Here is a 12,711-nt window from a genome sequence, read left to right as displayed (position 1 = left end):
GGGCCGGACACCGCGAGGTGTCCGGCCCCTGCCGCGTCTCCCGGGTCACCGCGGGCCGGAGTGGCCGGCCGTGAGGCGTTCGCCGCCCAGCTCCACGGCGGCGCAGCGCCAGCGCTGGTCGGCGCCCTGTTCCAGGCGGAAGGCCATCGCCCGCACCCGGTCGCCCGCGGTGATGCTGGCGAAGGCCTCGACCACGCCGGTGGCGGGCTGGGCCCCGCGGCAGTGGCGAAGGACGGGGCGGGCGCCCCGGGCGGCCCCCAGCGGGGTGCTGGGGGCCAGCTCGGCGAGCTGGTCGTAGGCCTCGCCGATGGTGTGGCCGAGCATCCAGTGCACCGGGCGCTGGCCGCTGAGGACCGCGAGCAGACGCTCGGCGAACCACTGGTGCGGTCGCTGCGGCCGGTGGGGCTGCTGCCTGCGGGACCGCTGCGGAGGTACCGACCGGGGACCGCTCGGTACCGACCGGGGACCGTTCTGGTCGCGTCGGCCGGCGGGCCTCGTCCTGTCCGTGCTCATGATCATCGCCCCCGTTGACCGGGCCCGGTTCTACCGGGCGGTAACTTGTGTTGGGGATCTTCTACGGGTGCGGTCGTCAGCGACGCAAGGGGCATCCGGGCGCCGAGCGGGCGTGGACGGTTTCACCTATCCGTGGCGCGGCCCTTGTGGGGCAAGGGCGACGGCGGGGGTGACGGGGCGTCCACCGTGGACGGACGACCCCGGTTGCCGGAACCCGAAAGGGGACGCTCCCACGTATCCTGAGGACGTTTCCCTCTACGAAAGCGACCTGCCATGCGCGTGTACGTCCCCCTGACCCTCTCCGGTCTCGCAGCGGCGCACGGTGCGGGCGAGGTCGGCCCCGGACCGCTGACTGCCTACGCGGTGACCCCCGGGCTGCGCGAGTGGTACGTCTCCGACGACATCGAGGAGCTGGAGTACGCGGCGCTCAACCGGGCCGCCGCCGCCTCGCTCCGGACGATCGCCGGGAATCCGGACGAGGTGCGCCGCCGGGTCGTCGTCGCCGTCGACGTACCGGACGGGTCCGCCGTCGCCGACCCCGACCACGGGCTGAGCGCGTCGTCGCTCGGCGAGGTGCGGATCGCCGCCGCGCTGCCGCTGGCCAAGGCGGCGGCGGTGCACGTGGACGCCGACGACGCGGAGAAGGACGTGGCCGCCGCGGCGGCCGCGCTGGGTGCGGCGGACCTCGGCGACGACGACGCGCAGTTCACCGTGGACGGCGCCGAGGACCACGAGCTGCTCTGGTTCGGCGTCCAGGAGATTCCGCAGCTCATCGGCTGAGGGGCGGCGTTGTCGGACCCGGCGGGTACTTTTTCTGTATGACTTCCGGGACGACACGCACACATCTGGTCTGGGACTGGAACGGAACGCTGCTCGACGACACGCATGCCGTCATCCAGGCGACGAACGCCGCGTTCGCGGAGGTCGAGCTGGCGCCGATCACGCTGGAGCAGTACCGGGAGATGTACACCATCCCCATACCCCGCTTCTACGAGCGGTTCCTGGGCCGGCTGCCCACGGAGGCCGAGTGGGAGCGGATGGACGGCATCTTCCACCGGTACTACACGGAGCAGCGGGCGGCCTGTGGGCTCACCGCCGGGGCGGAGGAGCTGCTGCACCAGTGGCAGCGGGCCGGGCGCAGTCAGTCGCTCCTGAGTATGTACGGGCACGAGCAGCTGGTGCCGGTGGTCCGGGGGTACGGGATCGAGCCGCGGTTCGTCCGCGTCGAGGGGCGTACGGGGCCGTCCGGCGGGAGCAAGGCGCTGCACATGGAGCGGCACTTCGAGGCGCTGGCAGGGGTGGGCGGGATCTCGCCGGAGCGGTCGGTGGTCATCGGGGACGCGCTGGACGACGCGGTGGCGGCGGCGCATGTGGGGGCGCGGGCGGTGCTGTACACCGGGGGGTCGCACAGCCGGAGCAGTCTGGAGGGGGCGGGGGTGCCGGTGGTGGACAGTCTGGGGGAGGCGGTGGCGTTGGCGGAGACGTTTGCCGCGTAAGGGGGGCTTGTGGGGGTGCGGGTGCTTCGCGGGGTGCGGGGTGCCTTGGTGCGGGTTTCGGGGCGCTGCCCCGGGCCCCGGTCCTCAATCGCCGGACGGGCTGAAAAGCGTCCTCAAGCGCCGGACGGGCTGGAGGGTGTGCCCGGGCGGAAAAGTGTCCTCAAGCGCCGGACGGGCTTGGAGGTGTGCCTGGGCGGGCTGGCGATGCGCGTGCTGGCCGGGGTGTGCCCGGGCTGAGAGATGTCCTCAAGCGCCGGACGGGCTTGAGGGACTGCTCGGGCAGAAAAGTGTCCTCAAGCGCCAGACGGGCTAGAGGTGGCGCCGGATGGGCTTGAGTTGGCGCCCGATGGGCTGGAGGGGGCGCCTGACGGGCTTGAAGGTGTGTTGCTGGACCTGAGCACCTTCAGGAACTCCCTCATCCAGGCCGCGTGGTCCGGCCAGGCTCGGGAGGAGACCAGGGGGCCGTCCACCACCGCCTCCGTGTCCTGGAAGGTCGCGCCAGCGCTCTGCATGTCCGGTTCCAGGGCCGGGTACGCCGTGACGCTGCGGCCGCTGAGGCTGCCGGTGGCGGCGGTGATCAGGGGGCCGTGGCAGATCTGGGCGACGGGGCGGTCCGCGGAGAAGAAGGCGCCGACGATCTTCCGCAGCTCGGCGTTGTTGCGGAGGTACTCGGGGGCCCTGCCGCCGGGGATCACCAGGGCGATGTAGGCGCCGGGGTCCACCTCGGAGAAGGACAGGTCGGCGGGCCACGTGTAGCCGGGCTTCTCCGTGTACGTGTCGAAGCCGGGCTCGAAGTCGTGGACGACGAAGCGCAGCGTCTTGCGCTCGGGGGCCGCGATGTCGACCTCGTACCCCTCCTCCAGCAGCCGCTGGTACGGGTAGAGCACTTCCAGCGACTCGGCGGCGTCGCCGGTGACGATGAGGATCTTCTGCGGCATGGCGGACTCCTCGGGCGAGATCGGCCCGCGGCGGGTCGGCTCGCGGTCAGCCGGTGGCGTAGGGCTGTACGGACAGATTGCCCCGGTTCCAGGAGTTCGCCAAGACGGCGCGGCGCACTGTCCAGAGTGTCAAAGTTCGGGGTGTTCTTTTGTACACAAGCAGCCCATGACGCGGTGGGGTGCGGGGGCGATAGCCTGGTGCCGTGATCAGCGCGATACGCCTCGGGGGCAGCGAAGCCCCCGGCCGCCGCCCGGAGTGCCACAGCACCCGGGCGATCCGCGATCTCCCGACTCCGGACCGGCCGTCAAAAATGGCCCATGTGGTCCCGGGGAACGCTCGAAGCGGCATAGCGTCGACCCAGACCGGAACCCCCGCGTCGTGGCGGAACGCCGCTTTTCTCACCTACGTCACGCAACGGCGCGCGACAGGAGCCAGAGGACATGCAGACCAAGCTGGACGAAGCCAAGGCCGAGCTGCTCGCAGGGGCCGCCAAGGTAGCTGACAACGGTCCGGGCGGTGGTGTCGGTGGCCCGGGAGGTGCCCCCCGGGCGCGGGTCTCCGCCGCCGGGGCCGACGGGGGCGCCCCAGCCGGTCAGGACACGGTGCTCGCCTACCTCCAGCGCTACTACCTGCACACGGCTCCGGAGGACCTCAGCGGCCGTGACCCGGTCGACGTCTTCGGCGCCGCCGCCTCGCACTACCGGCTGGCCGAGAACCGTCCGCAGGGCACCGCGAACGTCCGGGTGCACACCCCGACGGTCGAGGAGAACGGCTGGGCCTGCAGCCACTCCGTCGTCGAGGTCGTCACCGACGACATGCCGTTCCTGGTGGACTCCGTCACCAACGAGCTGTCCCGGCAGGACCGCGGCATCCACGTCGTGATCCACCCGCAGGTCACGGTCCGCCGCGATGTCACCGGCAAGCTCATCGAGGTCCTCTCCGGCGGTCCCGGCACCCCGCAGAGCACCAAGGGCGGCAAGAACGCCAAGGGTCAGAAGAGCGAACTGCCGCACGACGCTCTCGTCGAATCCTGGATCCACGTCGAGATCGACCGCGAGACCGACCGCGCCGACCTCCAGCAGATCACCGCCGACCTCCTGCGCGTCCTGTCCGACGTGCGGGAGACCGTCGAGGACTGGGGGAAGATGCGCGACGCCGCCCTCCGGATCGCCGACAACCTGCCGGGCGAACCGCTGGACGACCTCGCCGACGAGGAGGTCGAGGAGGCCCGCGAGCTGCTGCGCTGGCTGGCCGCCGACCACTTCACCTTCCTCGGCTACCGCGAGTACGAGCTGAAGGACAGCGACGCGCTGGCCGCCGTGCCCGGCACCGGGCTCGGCATCCTGCGCTCCGACCCGCAGCACAGCGAGGACGAGGCCCACCCGGTCAGCCCGTCCTTCGACCGGCTGCCCGCCGACGCCCGGGCCAAGGCCCGCGAGCACAAGCTCCTCGTCCTGACGAAGGCCAACAGCCGGGCCACCGTGCACCGCCCCAGCTACCTCGACTACGTCGGCGTGAAGAAGTTCGACGCCAAGGGCAACGTCGTCGGCGAGCGGCGCTTCCTCGGTCTCTTCTCCTCCGCCGCCTACACCGAGTCCGTGCGCCGGGTGCCCGTCATCCGCCGCAAGGTCGCCGAGGTCGTCGAGGGCGCCGGCTTCTCGTACAACAGCCACGACGGGCGCGACCTGCTCCAGATCCTGGAGACCTACCCGCGCGACGAGCTGTTCCAGACGCCGGTCGACCAGCTCCGCTCCATCGTGACCTCCGTCCTCTACCTCCAGGAGCGCCGCCGGCTGCGGCTCTACCTGCGCCAGGACGAGTACGGGCGCTACTACTCCGCGATCGTCTACCTCCCGCGCGACCGCTACACCACCGGCGTGCGCCTCCGGCTGATCGACATCCTCAAGGAGGAACTCGGCGGCAACAGCGTCGACTTCACCGCCTGGAACACCGAGTCGATCCTCTCCCGGCTGCACTTCGTCATCCGGGTCCCGGCCGGCACCGAGCTGCCGCACCTCACCGACGCCGACGCCGACCGCATCGAGGCCCGCCTCGTCGAGGCCGCCCGCTCCTGGGCCGACGGCTTCCAGGAGGCGCTCACCGCCGAGCTGGGCGAGGAGCGCGGCGCCGAACTCCAGCGCCAGTACGGCCACTCGTTCCCCGAGGGCTACAAGGCCGACCACTCGCCGCGCGCCGCCGTGTCCGACCTGGTCCACCTCGAAACCCTCCGGGAGGGTGAGAAGGACTTCGCCCTCAGCCTGTACGAGCCGGTCGGCGCGGGCCCCGGCGAGCGCCGCTTCAAGATCTACCGCACCGGCGAGCAGGTCTCCCTCTCCGCCGTCCTCCCGGCCCTCCAGCAGCTCGGCGTCGAGGTCGTCGACGAACGACCGTACGAGCTGCGCTGCGCGGACCGCACCCACGCCTGGGTCTACGACTTCGGGCTGCGGATGCCCCTGGTCAACGGCAGCGGCGGCTACCTCGCCGACGACGCCCGCGCCCGCTTCCAGGAGGCCTTCGCCGCCGTCTGGAAGGGCGAGGCGGAGAACGACGGCTTCAACGCGCTGGTCCTCGGCGCCGGGCTGAACTGGCGCCAGGCCATGGTGCTGCGCGCCTACGCGAAGTACCTGCGGCAGGCCGGTTCGACGTTCAGCCAGGACTACATGGAGTCCACGCTCCGCAACAACGTCCACACCACCCGGCTGCTCGTCTCGCTCTTCGAGGCCCGCATGTCGCCCGGCCGCCAGAGCGCCGGCACCGAGCTGACCGACGGCCTCCTGGAGGAGCTGGACGGGGCCCTGGACCAGGTCGCCTCGCTCGACGAGGACCGGATCCTGCGGTCCTTCCTCACCGTCATCAAGGCCACCCTGCGCACCAACTTCTTCCAGCACACGGAGGACGGCACGCCGCACTCCTACGTCTCGATGAAGTTCGACCCGCAGGCCATCCCGGACCTGCCCGCGCCCCGGCCCGCGTACGAGATCTGGGTCTACTCGCCGCGCGTGGAGGGCGTCCACCTCCGCTTCGGCAAGGTCGCCCGCGGCGGGCTGCGCTGGTCGGACCGGCGCGAGGACTTCCGTACGGAGATCCTCGGCCTGGTCAAGGCGCAGATGGTGAAGAACACCGTCATCGTGCCCGTCGGCGCCAAGGGCGGCTTCGTCGCCAAGCAGCTCCCGGACCCGTCCGTGGACCGGGACGCCTGGTTCGCCGAGGGCATCGCCGCCTACCGCACGTTCATCTCGGCGCTGCTCGACATCACCGACAACATGGTGGCCGGCGAGGTCGTGCCGCCCACCGACGTCGTCCGCCACGACGAGGACGACACCTACCTCGTCGTCGCCGCCGACAAGGGCACCGCGAGCTTCTCCGACATCGCCAACGAGGTCGCGGTCGCGTACAACTTCTGGCTCGGTGACGCGTTCGCCTCCGGCGGCTCGGCCGGCTACGACCACAAGGGCATGGGCATCACCGCCCGGGGCGCCTGGGAGTCCGTCAAGCGGCACTTCCGGGAGCTGGGCCACGACACCCAGACCGAGGACTTCACCGTCGTCGGCGTCGGCGACATGTCCGGTGACGTCTTCGGCAACGGCATGCTGCTCTCCGAGCACATCCGCCTCGTCGCCGCCTTCGACCACCGGCACATCTTCATCGACCCGAACCCGGACGCCGCCACCTCGTACGCGGAGCGGCGCCGCCTGTTCGACCTGCCGCGCAGCTCCTGGGCCGACTACAACACCGACCTGCTCTCCGCGGGCGGCGGCATCCACCCGCGCAGCGCCAAGTCGATCCCGCTCAACTCGCACGTCCGCGAGGCGCTCGGCATCGACCCCTCGGTGAGCAAGATGACGCCCGCCGACCTGATGCAGACCATCCTCAAGGCCCCCGTCGACCTGATGTGGAACGGCGGCATCGGCACGTACATCAAGGCCGTCTCCGAGTCGAACGCCGACGTCGGCGACAAGGCCAACGACGCGATCCGCGTCAACGGCGAGGACCTGCGGGCCAAGGTCGTCGGCGAGGGCGGCAACCTCGGCGCCACCCAGCTCGGCCGGATCGAGTTCGCCCGCAACGGCGGCCGGATCAACACCGACGCGATCGACAACAGCGCCGGTGTGGACACCTCCGACCACGAGGTGAACATCAAGATCCTGCTCAACGGTCTGGTCCGGGAAGGCGACATGACCGTCAAGCAGCGCAACAAGCTGCTCGCCGACATGACCGACGAGGTCGGCTCGCTCGTCCTGCGCAACAACTACGCGCAGAACGTCGCCCTCTCCAACGCCTCCGCCCAGGCCCCCTCGCTGCTCCACGCCCAGCAGCGCTTCATGCGCCGGCTGGAGCGCGACGGGGCGCTGGACCGGGCGCTGGAGTTCCTGCCCGCGGACCGGCACATCCGGGAGCTGCTCAGCAACGAGAAGGGGCTGAGCCAGCCGGAGCTGGCCGTCCTGCTCGCCTACACGAAGATCACGACGGCGGACGAGCTGATCTCCACCGTCCTGCCGGACGACCCGCACCTGCAGAAGCTGGTGCACGCCTACTTCCCGAGCGAGCTGCGCGAGCGGTTCCCCGAGGCGGTCGACGGGCACGCGCTGCGGCGCGAGATCATCACGACGGTGCTGGTCAACGACACGGTGAACACCGCCGGTTCGACCTTCCTGCACCGGCTGCGGGAAGAGACCGGGGCCTCGATCGAGGAGATCGTGCGGGCCCAGTTCACGGCCCGTGAGATCTTCGGCCTGTCGCAGGTGTGGGACGCCGTCGAGGCGCTCGACAACAAGGTCGCCGCCGACGTCCAGACCCGGATCCGGCTGCACTCGCGGCGGCTGGTCGAGCGCGGTTCGCGCTGGCTGCTGGGCAACCGGCCGCAGCCCGTCGCCATCGCGGAGACCATCGACCTGTTCCGGGACGGGGTCGAGCAGGTCTGGAACGAGCTGCCCAAGCTGGTCAAGGGCGCCGACCTGGACTGGTACCACTCGATCCTGGACGAGCTGACGGCCGCGGGCGTGCCGGACGAGCTGGCGGGCCGGGTGGCCGGGTTCTCCTCCGCCTTCCCGGCGCTGGACATCGTGGCCATCGCCGACCGTACGGGGCAGGATCCGCTGGAGGTCGCCGAGGTCTACTACGACCTCGCGGACCGGCTGCGGATCACGCAGCTGATGGACCGGATCATCGAGCTGCCGCGGGCCGACCGCTGGCAGTCCATGGCCCGCGCCTCCATCCGCGAGGACCTGTACGCGGCGCATGCGGCGCTCACCTCGGACGTGCTGAGTGTGGGGAACGGGTCCGCCACGCCGGAGGAGCGGTTCCGGGCGTGGGAGGAGAAGAACGCAGCGATTCTGGCTCGGTCGCGGTCCACGCTGGAGGAGATCCAGGGGTCGGACGCGTTTGATCTGGCGAATCTGTCGGTGGCGATGCGGACGATGCGGACGTTGTTGCGTACGCACGCGTAGGGGGTCGTACGTCTGAGGGGCCGGCACCTGGTGGGGTGCCGGCCCCTCGGCGTGGGGCTTTGTCCTCAAGCGCCGGACGGGCTGAACAGATGAACAGACGTCCTCAAGCGCCGGACGGGCTTTAAAGATGCCCTCAAGCGCCGGGCGGGCTGGGGGTGGCCGGATGGGCTGGGAAGGATGCCCTCAAGCGCCGGGCGGGCTGGGAAGGATGCCCTCAAGCGCCGGGCGGGCTGGGGGTGGCCGGGTGGGATGAACAGATGAACAGATGTCCTCAAGCGCCGGACGGGCTTGAGGTGGTGTAGGCCTCGTAGGCCTTCACCACTTCCTTTGCCGGGCCGTCCATCCGGAGCGTGCCCGCCTCCAGCCACAGGGCGCGGTCGCAGGTCTCGGTGATCGACTTGTTGCTGTGGCTGACCAGGAACACCGTGCCCGCCTCGGCGCGCAGTTCCTTGATGCGGTCCTTGCTGCGGCGCTGGAACTTCGCGTCGCCCGTGGACAGTGCCTCGTCGATCAGGAGTACGTCGTGACTCTTGGCCGCCGCGATGGAGAAGCGCAGCCTCGCCCCCATGCCCGAGGAGTACGTGCGCATCGGCAGCGTGATGAAGTCGCCCTTCTCGTTGATGCCGGAGAAGTCGACGATCTCGTCGTAGCGTTCGCGGATCTGCTCGCGCGTCATGCCCATCGCGAGTCCGCCCAGCACCACGTTGCGCTCGCCCGTCAGGTCGCCCATCAGCGCCGCGTTCACGCCGAGCAGCGATGGCTGGCCCTGGGTGTGGACCTTGCCCCGGGTCGGCGGGAGCAGGCCCGCGACCGCCTTGAGCAGCGTCGACTTGCCCGAGCCGTTGGAGCCGATCAGGCCGATCGCCTCGCCCTTGTACGCGGCGAAGCTGACCCCCTTCACGGCGTGCACCTGGCGTGCGCCGGGCGTGCGGCGGCGCGTGGTGAGCCGGCTGAGCGCTGAGGTCGCGCTGCCCCTGCCCGTACGCGCGCCGTTGACCGTATACGTGATGTGGACGTCGTCGACGACGACGGTCGGGACGCGCTGGTCCCCGGGAGCGTTCTCGATGTCAGCCACGTCCGTACGTCTCCTCGGCCTTCCAGAAGTACACGAACCCCGCCACGCCGCACAGCACCGCCCAGCCTGCCGCTACCGCCCAGGCCAGGTGCGGAAGCTGCTCCCACGTGTAGCTGTCGATGAGCGCGTACCGCATGAGGTTGATGTAGAGCGCCGCCGGGTTGTACTCCAGCACCATCATCACCGCGTGCGGCACCCGGTTGCCGGCCAGCAGGTGGTCCAGGCTCCACATCACGCCGGACGAGTACATCCAGGTGCGCAGCACGAACGGCGTCAGCTGGGCGATGTCCGGGGTCCGCGCGGTCAGCCGGGCCATGGCCATCGACAGGCCGGTGTTGAACAGCGCCTGGAGCGCCAGCGCCGGGACGGCCAGCAGCCAGGTCGGGCGCGGGTACTGGCCGAACGCCAGCAGGATCAGAGTCAGCGCGCCGAGTGAGAACAGCAGCTGCTGGAGCTGCTGGAGCGCCAGCGCCACCGGCAGCGACGCGCGCGGGAAGTGCAGGGCCCGCACCAGGCCGATGTTGCCGCTGATCGCCCGGGTGCCGGCGGTGATCGAGCTGCTGGTGAAGGTCCAGATGAACACCCCGGTGACCAGGAACGGGACGAAGTCCTCCACCCCGTGCTTGGTGTTCATCAGGACGCCGAAGATGAAGTAGTAGACCGTCGCGTTCAGCAGCGGCGTCATGATCTGCCAGATCTGGCCGAGCTTCGCCTGGCTGTACTGGGCCGTCAGCTTGGCCGTCGCGAAGGCCGTGATGAAGTGCCGGCGCCCCCAGAGCTGCCGGATGTACGCGGGCAGCGACGGCCGGGCGCCGCTGACCTTCAGGCCGTGCCGGGCGGCCAGGGCCGCCAGCTCGCCGGGCGCGTAGGTGGTGACGGTGGTGGTCGGAGCGCCCTCGGAGGGGGCGGTCACCGGGGGCGGGGCTGTTGTCTGGCTCAACGATCGACCGCTTTCGACGCCGGCGGGAGGAAGGGGGGAACGGCACGGTCCCGTAGGGACGCCCTCGTTGGGACGGGACCGTACCGTCGTAACGCTGAGAGTAGGACGCTTCCACGTCGCAACGCAACCGTTTCGTCGCGGCCGACTATCATGCGGGCCATGACCACCGAACGGGGAACCCGCCGCCGCGCCCCCGCAGGCGCCGCCGTCCTGCGGGAGGACGTGACGGACGCCATCCGCGCCGCCGTCTTCGAGGAACTCGCCGCGGTGGGGTTCGCCCGGATGTCCATCGAGGGCATCGCCCGGCGCGCGGGCGTCGGCAAGACCGCCGTCTACCGCCGCTGGAAGTCCAAGCTGGCGCTCGTCCTCGACCTCGTCGCGGCCGTAGCCGCCCAGGGGATGCCCGCCCCGGCCACCGGTTCGCTGTACGGAGACGTGCGCGCCGTCCTGGAGCTGGCCGCCTACGCCCTGCGCCACCCGGTCGCCTCGCAGGTCATCCCGGACCTGCTGGTCGAGGCCGCCCGCAATCCGGAGATCGCCGAGGCGATCAAGGCCGCCCTCCTGGACCAGCAGCAGGGCGTCGCCGCCGTGGTGGTGCGGGAGGCGGTCGCCCGGGGAGAGCTGCCGGAAGGGAGCGATCCGGACCGGGCGCTCGACCTCATCGTCGGACCGCTGTACTGGCGGCTCGCCGTCGTCCGCGGCGAACTGCCGAAGGGCTATCTGGACGATCTGGCCGCATCGGCGGTTGCCGCCCTCACACACGCCGACTGACGACCGGCCCGCAAGCGTCCCGCCGTCGGGCCGACCCGCAAGCACCCCGGCTGACAGCGGGCGGGCACCGAACCCTGTGAGGGCGGGCGCGCATCCCTGCGAGGGGCGGGCCCGCAAGCACCCCGGCTGACAGCGGGCGGGCACGTGAACCCTGCGAGGGCGGGCGGGCGCGCATCCCTGCGAGGGGGGGGCTCCGCGGATCCCTGCGAGGGGCGGGCCTCAGGCACCCCGGCTGAGAGCGGGCCGGGTGGGTCAGCCTCCCGACACCCGCGCCAGCACCTCGCCCGTGCGCGGGCTGAACGCCAGCACCGTCGCGTTCTCGGGCAGCCGCTGGTCGCGGGTCAGCAGGAGCCACCGCACCCGGTACTGGGCGGTGATCCCGTCCCGTCGGGCCTGCGGGGTCGACGTGTCGAGGTAGGCGGCCACCGCCCGGCTCCTCTCCCGCCGCTCCGTCGTCGCGAGCCCCGCGTCCGGCAGCGCGTCGGCCAGCACGTACGCCCCGTGCCCGGCCAGCGCGTACATCGCCGGGCGGCTGTCCGTCAGGACCACCTCGCCCGGCGGCACGTACGCGGTCGCCCAGGCGTACGGCTCCCCGGCCGTCCGTACCCCCTCCGCCGCCGGAGGCGCTGTCGTCCGGCCGTCGGCGGGGGTGTGCGGGGCGGTGAGCCCGTTGTAGTACGGCCACAGCGCCGCCACGGTCACCGCGCACACCACGGCGAACGTCCACCGCCACGCGGTCGGCCGGATCCGGGTCCGCGTCCGGAACGCGATCAGGGCGAGGCACCCGACGGCCGCGCCGATCGCCGTCTGCGGATGGACCAGCAGGACGAGCCCGAGCAGCACCCCGATCCCGGTCGCCTCGAACCACCGGGGCGTCCGGCCCGGTGCCGGATCGCCGCGCTCGGCGACCCGGGCGGCCGCGCGACCGGTCCACGCCCACAGGTGCAGGGTGACCGCGACTGCGAACGTGCTCGGCGCGCTCCAGCGGGCCGGGTCCGCCCAGTGGATCATCGCCAGCGGTACGAGGACGAGCACCGGCACCCAGCGGTTCGGGGTCAGCAGCCGGGTCAGCCGCCCGATCCCGGTGAGCAGGAGCAGCAGGTTCAGCGACGCGGCCAGCGCGACGACGGACGGGCCGGAGAGCCCGGAGGCGCGGGCGGCCAGGCCCTGGAGCAGCGCGTACGGGGAGTAGTGCGCGCTCGCCACGGCGGGCAGGTCGGTCATCGGGAACGCGGGGTGCAGCAGGTTCACCCGCAGCCGTTCGACGACGGCTGCCTGGAGCCCGGCCTCGCAGCACAGCGGGGCCTGCCAGGCGGCGGCCGACAGCACCGCCCACAGCAGGCCGCCGAGCACGAGGTACGGCGACGGCAGCCACAGGGGCGGCCGGGCAGCCCCGTCGGTCCCGTCGCCCTCGGGCGCGGCGGGCGGGAGGTCGGCGGAGGACGGGGCGGAAGCTGCGGAGAAGAGGGGCACACCTCATGGGTTCCGTGCGGCGGGCCCGCTCTCCCCGCCGCCACTCGTCCGGGGGAT

9 protein-coding genes are annotated in these 12,711 nt (G+C 71.6%); 4 read left to right on the top strand and 5 right to left on the bottom strand.

Going from position 1 to position 12,711, the window contains the following annotated elements:
* Nucleotides 1-45: 45 nt before the first annotated feature.
* Complete coding sequence (locus tag ACFWRV_RS29590; RefSeq protein WP_384338834.1) at nucleotides 46-513, bottom strand: Rv3235 family protein; 468 nt, start codon at nucleotides 511-513, stop codon at nucleotides 46-48.
* A gap of 273 nt (nucleotides 514-786) precedes the next feature.
* On the opposite strand from ACFWRV_RS29590, the gene ACFWRV_RS29585 reads away from it, so the two are divergent.
* Both ACFWRV_RS29585 and ACFWRV_RS29580 read left to right on the top strand, forming a co-directional pair.
* On the top strand, nucleotides 787-1,293 hold the full coding sequence (locus ACFWRV_RS29585) for a DUF6912 family protein (RefSeq protein ID WP_384338833.1): 507 nt from the start codon (nucleotides 787-789) through the stop codon (nucleotides 1,291-1,293).
* A 38-nt stretch (nucleotides 1,294-1,331) separates the two neighbouring features.
* A complete protein-coding gene (locus ACFWRV_RS29580; RefSeq protein ID WP_384338832.1) occupies nucleotides 1,332-2,009 on the top strand; it encodes an HAD family hydrolase in 678 nt (225 codons plus the stop codon).
* A gap of 293 nt (nucleotides 2,010-2,302) precedes the next feature.
* Here ACFWRV_RS29580 and ACFWRV_RS29575 read toward each other — a convergent pair whose 3' ends face one another.
* Nucleotides 2,303-2,947, bottom strand: a complete 645-nt coding sequence (locus tag ACFWRV_RS29575) for a DJ-1/PfpI family protein (RefSeq protein ID WP_384338830.1) — start codon at nucleotides 2,945-2,947, stop codon at nucleotides 2,303-2,305.
* Nucleotides 2,948-3,388: 441 nt separating this feature from the next.
* On the opposite strand from ACFWRV_RS29575, the gene ACFWRV_RS29570 reads away from it, so the two are divergent.
* Nucleotides 3,389-8,395, top strand: a complete 5,007-nt coding sequence (locus ACFWRV_RS29570) for an NAD-glutamate dehydrogenase (protein ID WP_384338828.1) — start codon at nucleotides 3,389-3,391, stop codon at nucleotides 8,393-8,395.
* A 271-nt stretch (nucleotides 8,396-8,666) separates the two neighbouring features.
* Here the strand turns inward: ACFWRV_RS29570 and ACFWRV_RS29565 are convergent, their stop codons facing one another.
* A complete protein-coding gene (locus tag ACFWRV_RS29565) occupies nucleotides 8,667-9,470 on the bottom strand; it encodes an ABC transporter ATP-binding protein (protein WP_384338827.1) in 804 nt (267 codons plus the stop codon).
* A complete protein-coding gene (locus ACFWRV_RS29560; RefSeq protein ID WP_384338836.1) occupies nucleotides 9,463-10,383 on the bottom strand; it encodes an ABC transporter permease in 921 nt (306 codons plus the stop codon). Before ACFWRV_RS29560 ends, ACFWRV_RS29565 begins: the two co-directional genes overlap by 8 nt.
* A 186-nt stretch (nucleotides 10,384-10,569) precedes the next feature.
* Here ACFWRV_RS29560 and ACFWRV_RS29555 point away from each other — a divergent pair, with 186 nt between their 5' ends.
* Entirely contained in the window at nucleotides 10,570-11,181 is a 612-nt protein-coding gene (locus tag ACFWRV_RS29555) for a TetR/AcrR family transcriptional regulator (protein WP_384338826.1), read from the top strand.
* 252 nt (nucleotides 11,182-11,433) lie between these two features.
* On the opposite strand, the gene ACFWRV_RS29550 is transcribed toward ACFWRV_RS29555, so the two are convergent.
* Entirely contained in the window at nucleotides 11,434-12,654 is a 1,221-nt protein-coding gene (locus ACFWRV_RS29550; protein WP_384338825.1) for a hypothetical protein, read from the bottom strand.
* Nucleotides 12,655-12,711 lie beyond the last annotated feature (57 nt).

The sequence above is a fragment of the Streptomyces sp. NPDC058576 genome, from assembly GCF_042718715.1.
Lineage (GTDB): Bacteria > Actinomycetota > Actinomycetes > Streptomycetales > Streptomycetaceae > Streptomyces.
Note: the sequence above shows the minus strand (reverse complement) of the source record. Positions and strands in the feature narration are given on the sequence as shown.